20 protein-coding genes are annotated in these 20995 nt (G+C 72.5%); 9 read left to right on the top strand and 11 right to left on the bottom strand.

The genetic code is table 11. The features are described from left to right. Positions 1–28 precede the first annotated feature (28 nt). Complete coding sequence (treZ, locus tag ACPPVT_RS09560) at positions 29–1801, top strand: malto-oligosyltrehalose trehalohydrolase (protein WP_426566758.1); 1773 nt, start codon at positions 29–31, stop codon at positions 1799–1801. On the opposite strand, the gene zapE is transcribed toward treZ, so the two are convergent. After that, positions 1798–2823 carry a cell division protein ZapE gene (gene zapE, locus ACPPVT_RS09555; protein WP_426566757.1) on the bottom strand — a complete coding sequence of 342 codons (1026 nt, stop codon included), beginning with the start codon at positions 2821–2823 and terminating at the stop codon, positions 1798–1800. The genes treZ and zapE overlap by 4 nt on opposite strands. Positions 2824–2863: 40 nt before the next feature. Here zapE and ACPPVT_RS09550 point away from each other — a divergent pair, with 40 nt between their 5' ends. After that, positions 2864–3595, top strand: coding sequence for a pyrimidine reductase family protein (locus tag ACPPVT_RS09550; RefSeq protein WP_426566756.1), 732 nt, complete (start codon positions 2864–2866; stop codon positions 3593–3595). 55 nt (positions 3596–3650) lie between these two features. Here ACPPVT_RS09550 and ACPPVT_RS09545 read toward each other — a convergent pair whose 3' ends face one another. Genes ACPPVT_RS09545 through ACPPVT_RS09535 form a run of 3 tightly spaced genes read right to left on the bottom strand, consistent with a single transcriptional unit; the run spans position 3651 to position 6382 of the window. Next, complete coding sequence (locus tag ACPPVT_RS09545) at positions 3651–4865, bottom strand: alpha/beta hydrolase (protein ID WP_426566755.1); 1215 nt, start codon at positions 4863–4865, stop codon at positions 3651–3653. Continuing rightward, positions 4862–5260 carry a DoxX family protein gene (locus ACPPVT_RS09540; protein ID WP_426566754.1) on the bottom strand — a complete coding sequence of 133 codons (399 nt, stop codon included), beginning with the start codon at positions 5258–5260 and terminating at the stop codon, positions 4862–4864. The genes ACPPVT_RS09545 and ACPPVT_RS09540 overlap by 4 nt, the downstream gene beginning before the upstream one ends. 48 nt (positions 5261–5308) lie before the next feature. Then, positions 5309–6382 (bottom strand): ATP-dependent DNA ligase, encoded by a 1074-nt coding sequence (locus ACPPVT_RS09535; protein WP_426566753.1) that lies wholly within the window; start codon positions 6380–6382, stop codon positions 5309–5311. Between the two features lie 64 nt (positions 6383–6446). Between ACPPVT_RS09535 and ACPPVT_RS09530 the strand changes: the two genes are divergently transcribed. Then, on the top strand, positions 6447–6962 hold the full coding sequence (locus ACPPVT_RS09530) for a hypothetical protein (RefSeq protein ID WP_426566752.1): 516 nt from the start codon (positions 6447–6449) through the stop codon (positions 6960–6962). Positions 6963–7005: 43 nt separating this feature from the next. Here ACPPVT_RS09530 and ACPPVT_RS09525 read toward each other — a convergent pair whose 3' ends face one another. Beyond that, entirely contained in the window at positions 7006–7596 is a 591-nt protein-coding gene (locus ACPPVT_RS09525) for a YdeI/OmpD-associated family protein (RefSeq protein WP_426566751.1), read from the bottom strand. Between the two features lie 4 nt (positions 7597–7600). Beyond that, the gene (ligD, locus tag ACPPVT_RS09520; RefSeq protein WP_426566750.1) at positions 7601–8641 is read right to left on the bottom strand and encodes a non-homologous end-joining DNA ligase; all 1041 of its coding nucleotides are present in this window, start codon (positions 8639–8641) and stop codon (positions 7601–7603) included. A gap of 102 nt (positions 8642–8743) precedes the next feature. Between ligD and ACPPVT_RS09515 the strand changes: the two genes are divergently transcribed. Both ACPPVT_RS09515 and msrB read left to right on the top strand, forming a co-directional pair. Continuing rightward, on the top strand, positions 8744–11119 hold the full coding sequence (locus tag ACPPVT_RS09515) for a lamin tail domain-containing protein (RefSeq protein WP_426566749.1): 2376 nt from the start codon (positions 8744–8746) through the stop codon (positions 11117–11119). A gap of 108 nt (positions 11120–11227) precedes the next feature. Next, a complete protein-coding gene (gene msrB, locus ACPPVT_RS09510; protein WP_426566748.1) occupies positions 11228–11647 on the top strand; it encodes a peptide-methionine (R)-S-oxide reductase MsrB in 420 nt (139 codons plus the stop codon). A gap of 3 nt (positions 11648–11650) precedes the next feature. On the opposite strand, the gene hemQ is transcribed toward msrB, so the two are convergent. Together hemQ and hemG are read right to left on the bottom strand one after the other, a co-directional pair. Continuing rightward, positions 11651–12355, bottom strand: coding sequence for a hydrogen peroxide-dependent heme synthase (hemQ, locus tag ACPPVT_RS09505; RefSeq protein WP_426566747.1), 705 nt, complete (start codon positions 12353–12355; stop codon positions 11651–11653). Further along, on the bottom strand, positions 12352–13764 hold the full coding sequence (gene hemG, locus ACPPVT_RS09500; RefSeq protein WP_426566746.1) for a protoporphyrinogen oxidase: 1413 nt from the start codon (positions 13762–13764) through the stop codon (positions 12352–12354). The genes hemQ and hemG overlap by 4 nt, the downstream gene beginning before the upstream one ends. Before the next feature lie 124 nt (positions 13765–13888). Between hemG and ACPPVT_RS09495 the strand changes: the two genes are divergently transcribed. After that, positions 13889–14887 (top strand): DUF4349 domain-containing protein, encoded by a 999-nt coding sequence (locus tag ACPPVT_RS09495; protein WP_426566745.1) that lies wholly within the window; start codon positions 13889–13891, stop codon positions 14885–14887. Here ACPPVT_RS09495 and hemE read toward each other — a convergent pair. Next, the gene (hemE, locus tag ACPPVT_RS09490) at positions 14872–15945 is read right to left on the bottom strand and encodes a uroporphyrinogen decarboxylase (protein WP_426566744.1); all 1074 of its coding nucleotides are present in this window, start codon (positions 15943–15945) and stop codon (positions 14872–14874) included. The genes ACPPVT_RS09495 and hemE overlap by 16 nt on opposite strands. Positions 15946–15970: 25 nt before the next feature. After that, a complete protein-coding gene (locus ACPPVT_RS09485) occupies positions 15971–16804 on the bottom strand; it encodes an EamA family transporter (protein WP_426566743.1) in 834 nt (277 codons plus the stop codon). Positions 16805–16870: 66 nt separating this feature from the next. Between ACPPVT_RS09485 and ACPPVT_RS09480 the strand changes: the two genes are divergently transcribed. From ACPPVT_RS09480 to ACPPVT_RS09470, 3 genes are all read left to right on the top strand, one after another. Further along, positions 16871–17461 carry a DUF3000 domain-containing protein gene (locus ACPPVT_RS09480; protein ID WP_426566742.1) on the top strand — a complete coding sequence of 197 codons (591 nt, stop codon included), beginning with the start codon at positions 16871–16873 and terminating at the stop codon, positions 17459–17461. A gap of 155 nt (positions 17462–17616) precedes the next feature. Continuing rightward, positions 17617–18219 (top strand): response regulator transcription factor, encoded by a 603-nt coding sequence (locus tag ACPPVT_RS09475; protein ID WP_426566741.1) that lies wholly within the window; start codon positions 17617–17619, stop codon positions 18217–18219. 40 nt (positions 18220–18259) lie between these two features. Then, positions 18260–19519 (top strand): ribonuclease D, encoded by a 1260-nt coding sequence (locus tag ACPPVT_RS09470; protein WP_426566740.1) that lies wholly within the window; start codon positions 18260–18262, stop codon positions 19517–19519. Between the two features lie 34 nt (positions 19520–19553). On the opposite strand, the gene ACPPVT_RS09465 is transcribed toward ACPPVT_RS09470, so the two are convergent. Beyond that, the gene (locus tag ACPPVT_RS09465) at positions 19554–20987 is read right to left on the bottom strand and encodes a protoporphyrinogen/coproporphyrinogen oxidase (RefSeq protein ID WP_426566739.1); all 1434 of its coding nucleotides are present in this window, start codon (positions 20985–20987) and stop codon (positions 19554–19556) included. Positions 20988–20995 lie beyond the last annotated feature (8 nt).

Genomic DNA, 20995 nt, shown 5'->3' with positions numbered 1-20995 from the left:
GTGCGCGCCCTGTGAAAGGCTCGCACCCATGCACCGCTTCGCCGTCTGGGCGCCGCACGCCGGACGCGTCGACCTCGTGACCGACCCGAAGGGCACGCGCGACTCGCAGCCGCTGGTTCGCTCCGAAGGCGGTTGGTGGCGCCACGACGGCCCGTGGGCAGAGCACGGCACCGACTACGGCTTCGAGGTGGACGGCGGCCCGCTGACCCCGGACCCGCGCAGTGCCTGGCAGCCGGACGGCGTGCACGGGCCGAGCCGGGTGTTCGACCCCGAGCAGCACACCTGGCACGACCAAGCCTGGCGGGGCACCCGTTGCGGCAAGGGGCTGCTGGGCGGGGTGATCTACGAGCTGCACGTCGGCACGTTCACCTACGAGGGCACGTTGGACGCGGCCATCGAGCACCTGGATCACCTGGCCGGGCTCGGCGCGGACGTCGTCGAGCTGATGCCGGTCGCTGCCTTCGACGGCCAGTGGGGCTGGGGCTACGACGGCGTGCACCCCTACGCCGTGCACGACGCCTACGGCGGACCCGAGGCGCTGCAGCGCTTCGTGGACGCCTGCCACACCCGCGGACTGGCCGTCGGACTGGACGTCGTCTACAACCACCTCGGCCCGAGCGGGAACTACCTTGCCCGGTTCGGCCCGTACTTCACCGACGACCACCAGACGCCGTGGGGCCAGGGACTCAACCTGGACGGCGAGGGCAACATGGCCGTCCGGCGCTGGCTGGTCGACAACGCGCTGCGCTGGTTCCGCGACTTCCACCTCGACGTCCTGCGCCTGGACGCCGTGCACGAGCTGCGCGACGACTCACCCACCCACGTGCTGGCCCAGCTGGCCGACGAGACGCGGATCCTGTCGCACGCGCTGGAGCGGCCGCTCGAGCTGGTCGCGGAGAGCGACCTGAACGACCCGCGCACCGTCGAGCCGTCTGCGAAGGACGGCCTCGGCATGGACGCGCAGTGGAGCGACGACCTGCACCACGCGCTGCACGCCGCGCTGACCGGCGAGCGGCAGGGGTACTACGCGGACTTCGGGCCGCTGCCGGTGGTCGCGCAGTGCCTGACCCGGGTGTTCCGGCACGACGGTGGCTGGTCGTCCTTCCGCGGCGCCGACTGGGGGAACCCGGTCGACCCGGCGGCGCACGACGGACGGCGCTTCCTGGGTTACCTGCAGACGCACGACCAGATCGGCAACCGCGCTCTCGGCGAGCGGATCGGCGCGCTGCTGACCCCCGGGCAGCAGGCCATCGGCGCCGCGCTGGTGATGACGTCGGCATTCACCCCGATGATCTTCATGGGTGAGGAGTGGGCCGCCTCGACTCCCTGGCAGTACTTCACCGACTTCCCCGATCCAGCTCTGGGCGCCGCGGTTCGCGACGGCCGACGCTTGGAGTTCGCCGAGCACGGGTGGACGGCGGAGCAGGTGCCGGACCCGCAGGACCGCTCGACGCACGACCGCTCGGTACTGCGCTGGGACGAGATGCGGCACGGCGACCATGCCCGCATGCTCGACTGGTACCATGCGCTGATCTCGTTGCGCCGCAAGGCTTCTGTGCTGACGGACGGGCACCTGGCCGATGTCTCGGTCGACCTGGACGAGGACGCCGGGTGGCTGTGCGTGCGACGCGGCGACCTGCGTGTGGTGGCCAACTTCGCCGAGCATGCGCAGCAGGTCCCGATGGACGCGGAGCCCATGGACGCCGTCGCCGTCTGGGACCCGGCCACCACGACGTTGCACGAGTCCACCGTCGAGCTCGGCCCGCACGCCGTCGCCGTGGTCCGGGTCGCGGCGGCCTAGCCGAGGGCTGTGCCGGCCTCGCGAGCCAGCGCGGTGAGCCGGGACAGCGTGCGCAGGTACTTCTTGCGGTAGCCGCCGCGCAGCATGTCCGGGGTAAACAGGTCCGCCAACCGGCCTCCGCTGACCACCACCGGCACATCGCGGTCGTAGAACCGGTCGGCCAGCACGACGAGCCGCAACGCCACGTTCTGGTCGCTCACTTGGTGCAGTCCGGTCAGCGCGACCCCGCGGACGCCGTCGACCAGTGCGCCGTAGCGGCTGGGGTGGACCGTCGCCAGGTGAGCGCACAGGGTGTCGAACTCGTCGCAGGTCCGCCCAGGCGCACCCTGCGCCCAGGCACGCGCCTGCTCGTCGGTGACCGGCCCCGGCGCCTGAGCCAGCCCGCGGTGCCGATAGTCCTCACCGTTGATCCGCAGCACCTCGAACCGGGCCGACAGCGCCTGGATCTCGCGCAGGAAGTCCTCCGCGGCGAAGCGCCCCTCCCCCAGCGCGTCCGGCAACGTGTTGGACGTCGCCGCGACCCGCACGCCCGCCTCGACCAGCCGGGCGAGCAAGGTGGACATCAGGACGGTGTCACCCGGGTCGTCCAGCTCGAACTCGTCGATGCAGACCAGTCGCCGGGTAGACAGCCGTTCGACGGCCTGACCGAAGCCCAGGGCGCCCACCAGGTGGGTGAGCTCGACGAACGTGCCGAACGTCTTGGGTGCGGGCGCGGTGTGCCACAGGGACGCCAGCAGGTGGGTCTTGCCCACCCCGAACCCGCCGTCCAGATAGATACCGGGCAGCCCGTCCGGCCGACGCGGCGGCCGACGCAGCAGGCGTCGTCCGCTCGGCTGGGCACTGGCCGTCAGCTCGCCAGCAAACGCGCGCAGCCGCTCGAGGGCAGCCAGCTGGCTCGGTTCGGCGGGGTCCGGGCGGTAGCCGTCGAAGCTCACCCCGGCGAAGTGCGGCGGCGGCACCAGGTCGTCGAGCAGCCGCTGCGGGTCGGGGCGCGGGTCACGGTCAGCGAGTCGTCCCGGCACGGCACGACCCTACGACGTCAGCGCTGGCAGACTTCCTAGGGTGCGCCACCTCGACGAACTCAGCGACGAAGAGCTCGCGGACCTCTACGAGTACCCGGGCAACGGGGAGAGCGCCGTCGTCCGGACCAACTTCGTGTCCACCCTGGACGGTTCCGCCACGGGGGACGACGGACGCTCGGGCAGCATCAACGACGACGCCGACCACCGCGTCTTCGAGGCGCTGCGGGCGCTGTGCGACACCGTGGTCATCGGTGCCGGCACCGCTCGGGACGAGGGCTACGGGCGACTGCGGACGCCGGACGCGTGGGCGGATGTGCGCGAGGCGCACGGCCTCGCCGAGCATCCCCTGCTGATCCTGGTCAGCCGGTCGCTGGACCTGCCCGAGAAGGTCCTGGACGCCGCACCGGGCGCCGGCGGGCTGATGGTGCTCACCACCGAGGACGCCGACCCGGGCGCGGTGTCCGCACTCGGCGCCTTGCTGGGGCCGCACAACGTGCTGCGCGCCGGTCGCGGCAGCGTCGACCTGGTGTCGGCCACCGAGGAGCTGGCCGGACGCGGGCTGCGCCGGCTGCTCTGCGAAGGCGGCCCTCAGCTGATGAACGACCTGTGCCGGGCCGACCTGGTCGACGAGCTCTGCCTGAGCCTGGCGCCCTTGCTGGTGGGCGGTCACGGACCGCGGGTTGCCGCCGGCGCTCCACTGCGGACCAGGATGCGCCTGGCGCACGCACTGCGTTCGGACGGATCACTTCTGACCCGCTGGACGCGAGCCTGATCGCTGACGTTCCGGTGCGCCTACCCTACCGGCATGGCCACCGTGAACCACCACCTCACGAGCTGACCGCGACCGCCTTCGGGCTGGCGAGCTGCTCGAGGACGAACTCGCTCACCACGCGATCCCAGCGCTGCGGGTCGGTGTTCCACTCCTTGGTGTGCCGCGCGACCTGCCACGGCACGACGGTGATCAGGTCGGGGCGGGCCGCGGCAAGCGCCAGCGAGGGCCCGTTCGGCACGAACTCGTCGTCGTCGCTGTGGATCAGCAGGATCGGCAGCTGCAGCTCCGCGGCCCGCGACACCCAGTCCAGGCGGCGCAGGTCGAGGGGGTGCTTGAGCCCGATCAGCCGCCGGCCCCACGAGTTACGCATCAGCTGGTGGCCGAACCGTGTCACGACGGCGGGCAGCCGGTTGGCCCGGGACTGGTGGTCCAGGACGGCGTGCCAGTCAACCACCGGCGCGTCCAGGACGACGGCACGCACCCGGTCGCAGACCCACGACCGGGTCGCGGCCTGCAGCACGATGGCACCACCCATGGACCAACCGAGCAGCACAACGTCCTGCGCGCCCTGCGCCACCGCGTACAGCACGGCGGCCTCGACGTCGCGCCACTCGCTGTCCCCCAGGTGGTAGCGACCACTCGGGTCACTCGGTGCACCGAGGTCGTTGCGGTAGGAGGGAACCAGCACGGGAAGCCCCAGTGCGTGCAACGGCGGGACGGCGCGTAGGCACTCCTCACGGGTCGCACCCCGCCCGTGCACCAGCACCGCCCAGGTCGAGGTCGGCGGCTGGCCGTCCGCGGGTCCGGCCGGCACGAACCAGGCAGGCATCGGGCCGAGGTCGGTGTCCAGGTCGACGTCCTGGTAGTCCAGGCCGAGGCTCTGTGCGGGCGGTCCGCTGAAGTAGTACTGGTTCCAGCGCGCCGGTCCGGGCCGCAGCTCGCCATGCTCTACCTGCTCGAGCCGGCGGACGACGGTGTCGTCGTCCAGTTCGAGCACGCCGCCGAGCCGCGCGTGGCCGCGACGGTCGTCCCACCAGAGTCCGTACCGGCCCTCGACCTGGGTCTCCGGCGTGCGGCGCAGCGTGACTGACGCCGGGTCGGCGCCCAGGTCGACGGCGACGACCTCCACGTCGTCCGGCTTGACGTGGTCCGGGGTGACCACCCTGCGGGTGAAGTACGCGGCCAACCCGCCGGCGCTGACCGCTGCGGCCCCAGCGACTGCGGCGGTGACCGCGGCGGCGCGCGCGACCCGGCCGGCGGTCCCGCTCATCGCGACGACCGCACGGACGGTGCGGACCGCGCAGCCCGGCCGACCGACAGGGCCCAGGCCACCAGCGGAGCCTGCAGCGGCAGCCGGGCCAGCGTGCCGACCTGGTAGCCGCGACCGGCTCGGTCCGAGCGCCATGCCGCCACCGCCATCTGCACGTTCGCCGGGAAGATCGCGACGAACAGACCCGCAGCGGCCAGCGCTGCACCGCGCCTCGTCCGCGAGCTCGCCAGCCCGGCCGCGCAGGCGAGCTCGGCGGCACCGGAGACGGCGACCCAGCGATGTGCGTCGCCGAGGCCCTTCGGCACGATGCGCGCGTAGGGATCCGGCTTGGCGAAGTGCAGGACGCCGGAGGCCGCGAGCAGTACGGCGAGGGGCTTCCAACCGGGTGTCGGCATGGCGCGATCCTTGCACGCGACCGGGGCCGTCGACGTCGCGCCCGACAGCTACCCCAGAGCGCCCAGGACGTCGGCCAGGTCGAAGCTGACCGGCTCCTCCAGCTGCTCGTAGCCGCAGGAGGCCGGCTCGCGGTCCGGGCGCCACCGGACGAACTGCGCGGTGTGCCGGAAGCGGATGCCCTCCATGTGGTCGTAGCGCACCTCGACGACGAGCTCGGGTCGCAGCGGCACGAAGGAGAGGTCCTTACCCGCGGCCCAGCGGCTGCCCTCGGCGTTGCGCGGCGTCCGGGTGCCCTCCTCCTGCTTCGCCCAGGCCCACGGGTGGTCGTCGAAGGTGGTGACCAGCGGCTGCAGCTCGGCGAACAGCTCCTTGCGGCGGGCCATCGGGAAGGCGCCGATCACGCCGACGCTGGCCAGTACGCCGTCGGCGTCGTACAGCCCGAGCAGCAGCGAGCCGATCGCGTCCGGCCCGCTCTTGTGCACCCGGTAGCCCGCGACAACGCAGTCCGCGGTGCGCTCGTGCTTGACCTTGGTCATGGTGCGCTTGTCCGGCAGGTAGCGGCCGTCCAGCGGCTTGGCGACCAGGCCGTCCAGCCCGGCGCCCTCGAACTGGTGGAACCACTGCTCGGCGGTCGCCTGGTCCGTGGTGGCGGCCGTGAGGTGGATTGGTGACCGTGCCCCGGCCAGCGCCTCGACGAGTGCGGCCCGCCGCTCGGCGAACGGTCGCGACGTCCAGTCCTGGTCGCCCAGGGCGAGCAGGTCGAAGGCCACGAACCGCACGGGCGTCTTCTCGGACAGCATCTTGACCCGGCTCGCGGCCGGGTGGATGCGCTGCTGCAGGGCCTCGAAGTCGAGCCGGTCACCGGACTCCCCGACCAGGATGATCTCGCCGTCCACCACGCAGCGTTCGGGCAGGTTGGCCAGCACCGCCTCGACGAGCTCGGGAAAGTAGCGGGTCATCGGCTTCTCGTTGCGGCTGCCGATCTCGACCTCGTCGCCGTCCCGGAAGATGATCGAGCGGAACCCGTCCCACTTGGGTTCGTAGCTGAACGCGCCAGCCGGGACCTGCTTGGCCGGCTTGGCCAGCATCGGGGGCACGGGGGGCATCACGGGCAGCTGCATCCGGCCATTCAAGCCGACCTCACCGACAACCGTCAGCCCCGACGTGCCAGGATCGAGCCGACCCGTGACCGCACGCAGCCGCCAGGAGTCCGTCGTGGCCGACCTCATCGTGATCCTCACCGAGCAGGCGCTGGGCGTCGGCGACGCCAAGCGCATCACCGACCTGCACGGCGGTGAGGAGCTGCGCTACCACGTGCTCGTCCCTGCCGACACCGAGCGCAACCTGCTGGTGGACGTGATCGACCACCTCAGCATGCTCGAGCTGCGTAAGGCGCTGGACGCCGTCCGCCGGCGCGAACCGAGCGCCGACCAGGCCCGCACCTCGGCCTCGGATGCGTTGGCCTCCTCGCTGGAGGCGTTGCGCGGCAACGGGATCGAGGCGGACGGGGAGGTGACCCAGGACGATCCGCTGCCCGCCGTGCAGCAGGCGATCGATACCCACCACGCCCGCGAGGTCGTCGTCGTGACCCGGCCGCACGCGATGGAGGACACCTTCCACCGCGACTGGGCCAGCCGGGCCCGCGACGAGCTCGGGGTCCCCGTGCTGCACGTCTACGCGGGGACCACCTTCCTCGGGTGAGGTCTGCGGCCGGTTCGGCGGCACGCTCGGGCTGGGCTGAGCGTCAGGGGGCCCGGCCGGTGCGCAGGTCCTCGACCATCGACTGCAGCCGGCGCTCGCGAGTCTCGCGCTTCTTCGCCGAGGTGATCGAGTCCACCCAGTGCTTGCGCTGGTAGAACGGCCGCTCGTCGAACGCAGCCCTGAGACCGGCCGTGCCGAGGTCGGCAGCAAGCTCGGCCGGCACCGGCACCTCGCGCTTCGGGTCGCCAGTGGTGCTGACCTTGCGACCGGCCCGGTTGTTCGCGATCACCTGACGCAGGATCGCGGTGAACGCCTCGGCGTCCAGCACCTCACCCTCGTGGACGGCGATGGTGCGTCCGGTGGCGTTGCCCTGGCCACCGGTGACCATTGCGGTCGGGTCGTCGAACAGCGTGCTGTAGATGAAGACGTTGACCCAGCCGCGAGCGGCGAGCAGGGCGCAGACGTTGCCCTGCAGCACGTAGTAGGGCTGCACGGTGCGCTTGATCGTCTCGACGACCTCGGGGTCGGCGGCCAGCGCCAGCTCGCGCACCCGTCGGCAGATCGCCTGCTGCCAGGCGGGCAACGGGTCGACGTACGCGTCGAAACGCGGATCGAGCCGGGCGCGGGCTGCCATCAGCTCACGACTCGTCGGCCCAGTTGGCGGCGTTCTTGCGGCTGGGCTGCACCCGCGGGGGCTCGCCCGGCATCTTCGGGTAGTCCGGCGGGAAGTTCAGCTCCCCCAAACCCCGATCCTCGACGTCCGCCCGCCACAGCTCGGCGGCGGCGTCCAGTGAGCCGACGGACTCGTCCATGGCCTCCCACGGGTCGCCGCCGTTGCGCAGCCGGTCGGGAACGGTGCGCACGGTGAGCACGGTCGGGTCGACGTCGTCCAGCTCCTCCCAGCGCAGCGGGGTGGACACCGGCGCGTGCGGCAGGGGTCGTGGGCTGTAGGCGGAGGCGATGGTCCGGTCCCGGTTCGACTGGTTGAAGTCGATGAAGATCCGCTCGCCGCGCTGCTCCTTCCACCACTCCATGGTGAGCAGGTCAGGATCGCGACGGACCAGCTCGCGACCGATCCCGATCACCGCGTGCCGCACGTCCAGGAACTCGCGGTCCGGCTGGATCCGCGCGAACACGTGCACGCCGCGGTTGCCCGAGGTCTTGACGAAGCCGGTCAGGCCCAGCTCGCGCAGCAGCCCGCGCAGCAGGTGCGCGGCCCGCACGACGTCCGGGAAACCCCGCCCGGGTTGCGGGTCCAGGTCGATCCGCAGCTCGTCCGGCTGGTCCAGGTCGGCGGTCCGCACCGGCCACGGGTGGAAGGTGATCGTGTTCATCTGGACCGCCCACGCCGCGGCGGCCGGTTCGTCCAGCACGAGCTGCTGGTGGCTGCGCCCGCTCGGGTAGGTCACGGCCACCGTGCGCACCCACTCCGGCACGCCCCGCGGCGGGTTCTTGGAGTAGAACGCCTCGCCCTCGACCCCGTCCGGGAACCGCTGGAGGGTGACCGGTCGATCACCCAGCGCCCGGATCAGCGCCGGCCCGACGGCCACCACGTAGTCGGCCAGGTCGCGCTTGGTCACGCCCACCGCCGGCCACAGCACGCGGTCCGGGCTGGACAGCCGCACGGCGCGCTCGCCCTGCGGTCCGTCGACCTGGAGGGAGTCTGCTGGGGATGCCATGACCTGACCGTACAGATTCACCAAGTCGTCATGTCTAGCCAATGCCCCATGTCGGACAGTCCTGATAGAAACCCTTCGTCCCCATCTGTCAGGAGCGTCCGCATGCCACGCACACCCAGCCGGCTGGTCGCCGGTTCAGCCGCTCTGCTGGTCGTCGGTGCCACCGCCGTCGTCGCATCGGCAGCACCCGCGCAAGCCGTGTCGTCATCCGTCGTGATCTCGCAGGTCTACGGCGGCGGCGGCAACTCCGGTGCCACGTACAGGAACGACTTCGTCCAGCTCTTCAACGCCTCGAGCGCCCCCGTCGACCTGACGGGGTGGACGGTCGCCTACTTCTCGCCCACCAGCACCGGTATCGCTGCCAGCACGACCACGCTCAGCGGCACGATCGCCGCCGGGCGCAGCTACCTGATCCAGATGGCGGCGGGCGCCGGCGGCACCGCCGACCTGCCGACCCCGGACGCGGTCGGCGCCGCAGCCATGGGCGGCACGGCGGGTCGGGTCGAGCTGGCCGACGCGAGCACCACGTTGGTCGACCGGGTCGGCTACGGCGCCACAGCCAACACCTTCGAGGGCAGCGGCCCGGCACCGGCCCCGACGAACACCACCGCAGACGTGCGGATCGCGCCATGCACGGACACCGACCAGAACGCCACCGACTTCACCACCGCGCCGCCGGCCCCGGAGAACTCCGCGACCGCCGAGCCGGCCTGCGCGTCCGCCCCGCCGACCGGCAACCCGGCCACGATCGAGCAGATCCAGGGCGCCGCGCACACCTCGCCGCTGGCCGGTGAGCTGGTGACCGACGTCCAGGGCGTGGTGACCGCCAAGGGCCCGCGCGGCTTCTACCTGCAGTCCACCACCCCGGACGACGACGTCGCCACCAGCGAGGGCCTGTACGTGTTCACCAGCAGCGCACCAGCCGTGGCGGTCGGCGACGCGGTCACCGTCGACGGCACGGTCTCGGAGTTCTTCCCCGGCTCCGGCGGGCTGAGCACCACCGAGCTGACCACGCCCACGGTGAGCGTGCAGTCCAGCGGGAATGCGCTGCCGGCTCCCGTCGTGCTCGGCGTCGACCGGGTGGCACCGGCTCAGGTGATCAAGAGCGGCGCTCCCGGTGACGTGCAGGCCACCGGTGTCCCGTTCGCGCCGACCACGGACGCGATTGACTTCGACGAGTCGATGGAGGGCATGCGCGTCGCGGTCGACGCGCCGCGCGCGACCGGTCCGACGGCCACCGCGTTCGGTGAGACACCGATCGTTCCCGGCAACAGCACGGACGTGATCAAGACCCCACGCGGCGGCGTCCTGTACTCCGGTTACGACCACCCCAACGGGGCCCGGCTGATCATGGACGACTCACTGCTGCCCGCCGGGTCGGTCACGGCCATGAACGTCGGCGACAAGATCAAGGACCAGGCGGTCGGCGTCATGGACTACGACTTCTCGAACTTCCACCTGATGCTCACGCAGGCGCCGACCGTCAAGCGGCTGGGCCTGCAGCGCGAGGTCACCGCCGCGCCGACCGCCGAGCAGCTCGCGGTCGCCACGTTCAACGTGGAGAACCTCGCGCCGTCGGACCCGCAGACCAAGTTCGACCGGCTGGCCGCTCAGATCGTGAACAACCTGCGCTCCCCCGACCTGATCGCGGTCGAGGAGATCCAGGACAACAGCGGCGCCACAAACGACGGCACCGTCGCCAGCGACCTCACGGTCAGCAAGTTGGTCGACGCGATCCGCACCGCGGGCGGCCCGAGGTACAAGTCGCAGTGGATCGACCCAGTGGACGGTGCGGACGGCGGGCAGCCGGGTGGCAACATCCGGCAGATTTTCCTGTACCGAACCGACCGCGGCCTCGGCTTCACCCAGCGCGACGGTGGCACCTCCACCACCCCGGTGTCGGTGGAGGGAGTCGGCACCAAGGTCCACCTGTCCGCCAGCCCGGGCCGCATCGACCCCGGCAACTCAGCCTGGAACGCCAGTCGCAAGCCGCTGGTCGGGCAGTTCAAGTGGAACGGCCAGCCGCTCTTCGTGATCGCCAACCACCTCAACTCCAAGGGCGGCGACAACGCGGTCTTCGGGCGGTACCAGCCGCCGGTGCGGTCCAGCGAGGTGCAGCGCCACCAGCAGGCGACGCTGATCCACCAGTTCGTCTCGAACCTGCAGCAGGCGAGCTCGTCGGCGAAGATCATCGTGCTCGGGGACATCAACGACTTCGAGTTCTCGCAGACCGCGGACATCCTGGTGGGCTCGATCAACCCGTTGGTCGACCTGCCCAGGACGCTGCCGGTCAAGGAGCGGTACACCTACGTGTTCGACGGCAACAGCCAGGTGCTGGACCACATCCTGATCAGCGGCTCGCTGGCCAAGGACGGCGCCACCAAGCTGTACGACTACGACGCGGTGCACACCAACTCGGAGTTCTTCGACCAGGACAGCGACCACGACCCGCAGGTCGTGCGGCTGACCGTGAGCTAGCGGTTCTCACGCGGCTGTGACATCGCACTCACCGGTGGCCGGCCGGGGAACGTTCCCCGGCCGGCCCGGTGTTAAGGGTGCGTGAGACTTCCCTGGAAAGGACGTGCGATGCAGCCCACCGGCCGCACCTATCAGATCACCAAGGACGACACCGACTGGCGCGAGCAGCTCAGCCCGCAAGAGTTCCACGTACTGCGCGAGGCTGGCACTGAGGCGCCGTTCGTCGGCGAGTACACCGACACCACCACGGAGGGCGTCTACGCCTGCCGGGCATGCGGGACCGAGCTCTTCCGCAGCGACCACAAGTTCGCCTCGCACTGCGGCTGGCCCTCGTTCTACAGCCCGCTGGCCGAGGACCGCGTCGAGTACATCGAAGACAGCACCCTGGGGATGAAGCGCGTCGAGGTGCGCTGCGGCAACTGCGGCTCGCACCTGGGTCACGTCTTCGAGGGTGAGGGGTACGACACCCCCACCGACCAGCGCTACTGCATCAACTCGATCAGCCTGACCCTGCAGCCCAAGGCGTAGGGCTCACGGCAGACGACCGACGAGGTCGGCGAGCGGCACCCGCGGACCGGTGAAGAAGGGCACCTCCTCGCGGACGTGCCGGCGCGCGTCAGTGGCGCGCAGGTCACGCATCAGGTCGACGATCCGGTGCAGCTCGTCGGCCTCGAAAGCCAGCACCCACTCGTAGTCGCCGAGCGCGAACGAGGACACCGTGTTGGCCCGGACGTCGGGGTAGCCGCGGGCGGCGAGGCCGTGCTCCATGAGCATCCGGCGGCGGTCCTCGTCGGGCAGCAGGTACCAGTCGTAGGACCGCACGAACGGGTACACGCAGATGTACCCGCGCGGCTCCTCACCTGCCATGAAAGCGGGCACGTGGCTCTTGTTGAACTCCGCGGGACGGTGCAGCGCGACGTTCGACCAGACCGGCGCGAGGTGTCGCCCGAGGCCGGTCTGCCGCAGCCGCTGGTAGGCGGCCTGCACGGTTTCAACCCGCGGCGCATGCCACCAGACCATGAGGTCCGCGTCGGCGCGCAGACCGGCGACGTCGTACCAGCCGCGGACCACGAGGTCGTCGCCGGCCAGCTCGGCGAGCACCTGCTCGACCTCGGAGACCAGCTTTGCGCGCTCGCCGTCGCCCAGGCCGTCGCGGACCGCGAACACGGACCACATCGCGTAGCGAACGGTCTCGTTGATGTCCCGCGCCCGCTGCTTGCCGGTGTCGTCGCTCATGCGCCCAGTGTCCCGTACCCCGCCCCGGCCCGGTCCAGGTGGGTGACCATCCGCTGTGCCGCCTGTCGGCCCGATCCCACGCAGGCCGCGATGCCGACGCCGTCGAAGCTCGCTCCGGCCAGCTCGAGCCCCGGCACCGCCTCGATCGCGACCCGGACGCCGGCGATCCGGTCCGGGTGACCGACGGCGTACTGCGGCAGCCCGCCACCCCAGCGGGTCACCAAGGCGTCCACCGGCTCCCCCAGCCGGACGCCCGGCAGCTCCGCCAGGTCGCGCCGCACCCGCCGGACGATCTCGTCGTCCGGCAGCTGCAGGTCGCCGACCTGCCCGTGCCGGCCGACCGAGGCGCGCACCACCACGTGCTCGCCAGCCTCGTCCAGCCAGCCCCACTTCGACGACGAGAACGTGACCGCCTTGACGTACCGGCCGTCCACCACGGGCACCAGCGCACCGGAGCCGGACAGTCCCTGGACAGTGCCCCGGTCCAGCGCCAAGGTCACGATCGCCATGCTCGCGGTCTCGATCCCGGCCATCCCGTCGGCCGCCACCGGCGCCACACCGCGCAGCAGCCTGGCCGCCGGCGCGGCTGGTACGGCGAGCAGCACCCCGTCGCAGGTCAGCGTCTCGGGCGCCGAGGTCGCGCCGGTGACCAGCCGCCACCCGGACGGCGTCCGACTGAGCTCGCGGACCGTGACCCCGGTCCGGATGTCGACCCCGCGACCGAGCAGGGCCTCGCGGGTAGCCCTGGGCAGGCGCCCGACGCCGCCACGGAGACCGGCGAAGACCGGCCCGCCGGTCGACGCCTGGCTGGCGCTGCGCGCCGCGGCCACCACGGACCGGCCCTCGTGTGCGGCGGCCCACAGCACGGGAACCGTCGCCTGCACCGAGAGGTCGGCCGCCCGGCCGGCATACACGCCGCCGAGCAGCGGCTCGACCAGCCGGTCCACCACGGCCGAGCCGACCCGGGCGGACACGAGGGACGCGACGTCCACGTCCCGCTCGAGCGGCGGCCAGGTACCCATGGGCTCGTCCTCGACCCTGGCGACCTCCTCGTCGGTGAGCAGGCCGGCCAACCCGGTGCCACTGGAGGGCACGCCCATCAGGGTCCCGGGCGGCAGCGGCGTCAGCTCGCCTCGGCTCCAGATGGACGCTCCGACCGGTCGCGGCGGCTCCAGGTCGTCCGCGAGCCCGACCTCGCGGGCCAGCTCGATGGCCTCCGGGCGCCGGGCCAACATCGACTCGGCACCGACGTCCACCTGCTGCCCGGCGACCGAGCCCAACGCCAGCTTGCCGCCCACCCGGGCCGACGCCTCGAGCAGGACGACGTCCAGGCCCGGCCGCGAGGTGGCCAGCTCCCAGGCTGCGGCCAGCCCGGAGACACCGCCACCGACCACGACCACCGAAGCCATCCCCCGAGGTTGGCAGACCGTGACCTGATCGAGACCACCGGGTGGGAACGCAGTGGATCACCGGCAACGTCCCAGAGCCGCCCTGATCGACAGGCGAGCTGATCGACGGACGAAGGAGCCAGCCATGACGAGGACCCGAAGCGTGTTGGCCGCCAGCGCACTGCTGGCCACTGTCCTGCTCACCGGCTGCGGTGGCTCGTCGGACGGCGCGGACAGCTCCGGCTCGTCCGGCGCTCAGTCGCAGTCCGACGCCGCCGGCGGTGTCGCGCAGCCGGGCAGCCTGGGCGAGAAGGCCGCCGCCCCGCAGTCCGGCGACCCTGCGGCCGACTCCGGCGGCGGCGCGGCAAGCAGCGATGCCGCAGCCGCTTTCGTCGCCGAGCAGAAGGTCGTCAAGACTGCGGCCATGTCCGTCCGCACCGGCGACGTGGACGCCGCGGCCGCTACCGTGCGCAGCGCGGTGCAGCAGGCCAAGGGCTTCATCGCCGACGAGAAGACGACCAGCAACCCCCAACCCGGGGCGCAGCAGGACCAGGCCGGCTACACCCAGTCGGTGCTCACCGCACGAGTGCCCAACGACTCGCTGGACGCCGTGATGGCAGCCGTCGCGCGCACTGGCACCGTGCTCAGCCGGGCCCAGTCCAGCGACGACGTCACCTCGCAGTACGTCGACACCCAGAGCCGGGTGCGCACGCAGACCGCCAGCGTGGAACGGGTCCGGCTGCTGCTGTCCAAGGCCACCAGCATCGGGCAGGTGGTCCAGATCGAGAGCGAGCTGTCCCGCCGCGAGGCCGACCTGGAGTCCCTCGAGGCGCAGCTGAAGGCGCTGGACAACCAGACCACGCTGTCCACGCTGACCGTCGACCTCAGCCCGAAGGGCGCACCGGTCCCGCCGCGCAAGGACGAGGACACCGGCTTCCTCAGCGGGCTCTCCGCCGGCTGGACCGCGTTGCTGGCGTCGCTGACCGTGGTGCTCACCGTGCTCGGTGCGATGCTGCCGTTCCTGGTGCTGCTGGCCCTGCTCGGCGTCCCCGCTCTGGTGTGGGCTCGACGCCAGCGGGCCGCGCGGGCAGCCGGCACGACGCCGGTCGACCCGGGCCAGCCGCAGCCTCAGCCGGCGCCCTGAACGATCTCGACGACCCGGGCCAGCACTGACGGGTCCGCGTTGGGCGGCACGCCGTGCCCCAGGTTGAACACGTGGCCCGGGGTGCGGCGTCCGGCCACGACGGCGGCCAGCACCCGCTCCTCGAGCACCGGCCCGGGAGCGAACAGCAGCGCCGGGTCGAGGTTGCCCTGGACTGCGCGCTGCGGGCCGACCCGGCGGCTGGCCTCGTCGAGCGCCACCCGGAAGTCCACCCCGACGACGTCCGCGCCGGCCTCACCCATGGCGCCGAGCAGCTCGCCGGTGCCTACGCCGAAGTGGATCCGAGGCACGCCGAGGTCGGCGACGGCGGCCAGCACGGCGGCCGAGTGCGGCTGCACCAGCTCGACGTAGTCCGCCAGCGGTAGGGCACCCACCCACGAGTCGAACAGCTGCACGGCGCTCGCACCCGCCTCGACCTGGACGCGCAGGAAGGCCCCGGCGATCGCGGCGAGCCGTCCGGCCAGCGCGTGCCAGAGCTGCGGGTCGCCGTACATCAGTGCCTTGGTGCGCTCGTGGTTCTTCGACGGCCCGCCCTCGACCAGGTACGACGCCAACGTGTACGGCGCCCCGGCGAAGCCGATCAGCGGCGTCGGGCCCAGCTCGGCCACCAGCAGCCGCACCGCCTCGGTGACGTAGGGCACGTCGTCCGCGGTGAGCTCGGGCAGCCGGTCGAGATCGGCGCGGCCTTGGAAGGGCTGCGCCACGACCGGACCGACCCCGGGCACGATGTCCAGGTCCACCCCGATCGCCTTCAGCGGCACCACGATGTCGCTGTAGAAGATGGCCGCGTCCACCCCGTAGCGACGGACCGGCTGCAGGGTGATCTCTGCGACCAGGTCGGGGCGGGCGCACGAGTCGAGCATCGAGATGCCCTCGCGCACCTTGCGGTACTCCGGCAGCGAGCGTCCGGCCTGGCGCATGAACCACACCGGGGTGTGCTCCACCGGCTCACGGCGGCATGCGCGCAGGAAGGTGGAGTCCTGCGGCGAAGCCGACTGCGCGGCCGAGGCGTTCGGGCTGGCGGTGCTCACGACGTCCATGCTCGCACGCAGCTCGCGAGCGCTCTCACGTACGACCCAGCGCCACCAGCGCGACCCCGAGCAGCGCGGCGCCCACCCCGACCTGCTGGATCCTGGCTAGTCGCTCGTGCAGGACGAAGCGCGCCAGCAGCACGGTCACCACCGGATACAGCGACCCGACGACCGCGGTGATGCTGAGCAGTCCGCGCTGGGTGGCCAGCGCGTAGAGCAGGTTGGCGCCGACGTCCCCGAGCCCGACGACGGCGAGCGGGAGTGCGTCCGAGGGCCGCAGCCCGCCCAGGCTGCGCATCGCCACGGCGACGACCACGAAGACGGTGACGCTGGTCAGCCGCATGCCGGTCAGGGTCATCACCGAGTCGAACCGGGCACCACGCTCGATGAACACCAGGGCCAGGCCGAACCCGATGCCGGCCAGCGCGGCGAGCGCGACCGGCCGGGCACCGGCGCCACCGCGCAGCTCGGGTCCACTGGCCAGCACCGCGCCGAGGAGCGCGATGACCAGGCCGGTCACGCTCACCGCGCTCGGCCGCTCGCCGGACAGGATGCCGATGATCACCGGGACGACGGCGCCCAGGGCGGCGATCGGTGAGACCACGCCCATCGTGCCCGCGGCCAGCGCGGCGTAGAAGCAGACCAGCCCCGCGGTGCCGGCCAGACCGGCGGCGAGCGCCCACGGCACCCACCCGGTGTCGGCCCGCCAGGCGCCGGTCGCCAGCGCGACCCCCGTGATGGCGAGCAGGCCGCACAGCTGCGAACCACCCACCACGGCCATCGCCGGTCGGATCCGCGAGCGGAGGCCGCCGAGGAAGTCGGAGCTGCCCCACAGGACGCTGGAAAGGAGTGCGAGGACGACGGCCACGACCGAAGGCTAGCCAGACCGGCGCGCCGCCCCGCGCACCAGGCCGCACGGACGTACGCTTCCCCCATGGTCGCCAGGACCCTGCCGGACGACGCCCCTGAGCCCTTCCAGCGGGCGCTCGTGGCTTTGAAGAGCGCTGTCGTGCGCCCCGAGGTCGTGCTGACCGAGGCGCCCTCGCCAGGTCGCATCGCGCCGTACTCCGTCGCCCTCACCGCCGACGTCGTGGACCACGGTCCCGGTGGCGAGCTGGAGGAGCTGGCCACCGGCCGCTTCGTGCTGCTCTACGACCCGTCCGGGCCGCAGCCCTGGGACGGCACGTTCCGCGCCGTCACGTTCGTCCGGGCCGACCTTGAGGCCGAGCTCGGCTCGGACCCGATGCTCGGCGAGGTCGGCTGGTCGTGGCTCACTGAGTCGCTCGCCCTGCGCGGCGCCGAGTTCACCCACGAAGGCGGCACGGTGACCCGGGTGGTCTCCGAGAGCTTCGCCGCGCTGGCCGACCGGCCCTCGGGCGTGGAGATCGAGATCCGGGCGTCCTGGACCCCGGTCACCGACGACCTCAGTCCGCACCTGTGTGCCTGGACGGACCTGCTGTGCACGGTCGCCGGCCTGCCACCGCTGCCGGACGGCGTCACCGCGCTGCCGTCCCGCCGCCGCTGAGGGCACCCCGGGCGTCCGGCGGCTGGTGCGGGAACACCCCAGCACCACTTTCCGGGTTCTGGTTCAGGACCGCGGGCCTCCTGCCGATGTAACCGACGTCGGGAAACCAGTGTGCCGACCGGTCGAACCGGTGCAGGCGGATCAAGGAGGCGCTAGTGGCTGCGGTCGCCGAGCGTGTTGCAGGCATCCCCCTGGCCCGTCCTGGTCGCTTCGCCGCGCTGGTGGTGATCGGGCCGCAGGGTCCGCGCGACACCGTCAGCCGGATGATGCGCTCCCTGGGTGCGCGTGACGTCGTCCAGGCCGGCACCATCGAGGAGGCTCGCCGTCGTGCGCGCCTGCTCGGACCGCACGCACTGTGCGTCACCGACGTCGCCCTGCCGGACGGCTCGGGCGTCGCCCTGCTGCGTGACCTGCGGGCGCTCGGCTGGCAGCGCGGTGTCGTCGTCTCGACGATGGACGACGCGTACACCGTCCGTGGCGCACTGACCTCGGGCGTGCGCTGCTTCCTGGTCTCCGGTCGTCCGGCTGCGAGCTCGCACGACCACGGCTCCAGCGGCTTGGCCGAGCAGCTGTCCGAGCGCGAGGTCGAGGTGCTTCAGCACGTGGCCAACGGCCGCTCCAACAAGGAGATCGGTGCCGCCCTCGGGCTGTCCGCGCTGACCGTCAAGAGCCACCTGGCCCGGATCGCCCGCAAGGTGGGCACCGGGGACCGCGCGGAGATGGTCATGCTGTCCCTTCGCGCTGGCGTGATCCACTAGTCGAAGCCGATCGGCCTGGCGGTCACTGACTGCCACTTCCTTGACGCGTACGGTGGCACCTGTGACCGAAGCCGCCGCCCCCACACCTCTCGTGGAGCCCCGCGACGGCGTCCCTGACGTCGTCACCACCGAGCGCGGCCTGGTGCAGGCGGCACAGGCATTGTCCGAGGGCGGCGGGCCGGTGGCCGTCGATGCCGAGCGGGCCTCCGGTTACCGATACGGCCAGGCCGCGTACCTGGTGCAGCTGCGGCGGGCCGGCTCGGGGACCTGGCTCATCGACCCGGCCGCCTGCCCGGACCTGTCCCCGGTCGACGAGGCGCTGCACGACGTCGAATGGGTGTTGCACGCCGCCTCGCAGGACCTGCCCTGCCTGGCCGAGGTGGGCATGCGACCCGCCCGGCTGTTCGACACCGAGCTCGGCGCCCGGTTGGCCGGCCTGGCTCGCGTCGGGCTCGGGTCCGTGGTCGAGGAGCTGCTCGGGCTGACGCTGGCCAAGGAGCACTCTGCGGTGGACTGGTCCACCCGGCCGCTGCCGCAGGACTGGCTGCGCTATGCCGCGCTGGACGTCGAGGTGCTCGTGGACCTGCGCGACGCGGTCGCAGGGCTGCTCGCCGAACAGGGCAAGCTGGACTGGGCCGAGCAGGAGTTCCAGGCGCTCGTCGAGGCGCCGCCCACGCCGGCCAGGGTCGACCCCTGGCGGCGCACCAGCGGCACGCACAAGCTGCGCAGCCGACGGCAGCTGGCGATGCTTCGCGAGCTGTGGAACAGCCGGGACGCCCTGGCGCGCCAGCGGGACATCTCCCCCGGTCGGGTGCTGCCGGACGCCGCGATGGTCGCCGCGGTGACCGCCGGCCCACGGACCATGGAGGAGCTCGTCGCGCTCCCGGGCTTCACCGGGCCGGCGGCACGGCGCAACGGCAAGCGCTGGCTGGAGGCGCTGGCCCGCGGGCGCCGGACCGACGAGGGCGACCTGCCGCTGCAGTCCTTGCCCAGCGACGCCCCGCCGCCGCCGCGGGCGTGGCCGGACCGAGACCCGGACGCCGCCGCCAGGCTGTCGTTCGCCCGCGCGGGCATCGCCGAGCTGTCCGAGCGGCTCGCCGTCCCGGCGGAGAACCTGATGACCCCGGACACCGTTCGCCGCGTGCTGTGGACCCCGTCGCCGGACGCCGAGCTGGACCAGCGGCTGGCCGAGCTGCGGGCGCGGCCGTGGCAGGTCGAGCTGGTCGGACCGATCCTGCGCGAGGCCCTGACCAAGCGCGCCGGTGACGCGTCGCAGCCGGACACCGCAGCGGACGGCTGAGCAGAGGACGGCTGAGCAGCCGACCGACGAGCGGTCAGTCCTGCTCGGTCTCGCGCTGGCGGAACCGGTCTCGCGCCGCCTGCCACGCCACGTGGTTCAGGGCCGGGCCGTCGTCGCCGAGGCGTAGGCAGTCGGCCGCGTCCCAGCCCATCCGCAGCGCGTGGTGGGTGTCGTCCTGGACGAACAGCCCGACCCGGCCGAACGCCGTCACGTGCGCGAGCCGCTCGGCCCACCCGCTGAACCCGGCCAGCCGGCTCTGGTACCCCAAGGCGTAGACCGGGTAGACCTTGGCGATCCGTTTGACCCGGACCCCACCGAGCCGGACCGCTGGCAGGCCGAGCGCCGAGATCGCGGAGATCACCGTGTCGGCCAGGACGTCGTCCGGCGCCTGCCACACGTCGTCCCCGTTGGCGCACGGGATCTCGGCGCAGATCACCGAGCGGTCCGCCGGGTCCTCGGGGTTGGTGCGGAAGTTCGTCGGCTCGCTGATCCGCGCGACGGGCGTGTCCAGGCTGGGCACGTAGTGCGTGTCGTAGGAGGTCCACCGGCCGCCCTCGTGCACCAGGTAGACGATGATCATGGACCGGTAGGTCAGGCCCGCGGCGTCGGCGACCACCTCCGCCGACGGCGCCGGCCGGGCGACCCGGCCCAGGTCGGTCAGCGGCACCGTCGAGAACGCCTGTGCGGCGTGCACCTCGCCGCCGTCCCAGTGCAGCCGCACACCGTCGGTGCGGGCGTGCAGGGTGCGGACCGGAGCCTTGGTGACGATCCTCGCGCCGTCCTGCTCAGCGGCCCGGGCCAGTGCGACCGGGATCTGGCCGAACCCGCCACGCGGGTAGAGGAACGTCGCCGGGCTGGCCACGTCGCGCCGGGCGCGGGCGCGCAGCAGCCGTTGACCGCCGAGCCGGGACGGACGCTCGGAGGTGAGCAGCCGGTGCGCCTGCTCCGGGTCGAGCTGGTCGCCGTCCAGGCCGTAGAGCTTGCGGGCGAGGGGCCCGTACACGGCGTCGTACAGGGCCGGACCGAGGCCGGTGCGCAGGACGCCCTGGTACGTCTCCTCGTGGCGACGGCGGGCCGGCGTCCGGGTCGCCCCGCGTGCCCCACTGAGGGTCAGCCGGCGCGGCATCCGGGCCGCCAGGTCGCTGGCCCGCAGCGGGTAGCTGATCCACTGCCCGGCCACCCGCAGCCGACCGCGTTGGGGGCGGATCTGCAGGTCATCGCCGAGCAGGTCGCGCAGGTCGTCGAGCAGGTCGGCATCCAGGGTGGAGGGCAGCCGGCGCGCCCCCACGTCGACCTGCACCCCGCCGACGTCGAAGCTGGCCGATCGGCCGCCGACCTGGTCCTCCGGCTCGAGCACCAGAACCGACATCCCGGCGGCTGCGGCACGGCGTGCGGCAGTCAGCCCCGAGATGCCGGCACCCAGCACCACGAGGTCGACGGACTGGGTGTCTGCCCCCGGCGAAGCCATGACGCGTC

Source organism: Angustibacter sp. McL0619 (genome assembly GCF_049994355.1).
Classification (GTDB): Bacteria; Actinomycetota; Actinomycetes; order Actinomycetales; family Angustibacteraceae; genus Angustibacter.
This window is presented reverse-complemented; position numbering and strand designations above follow the sequence as displayed.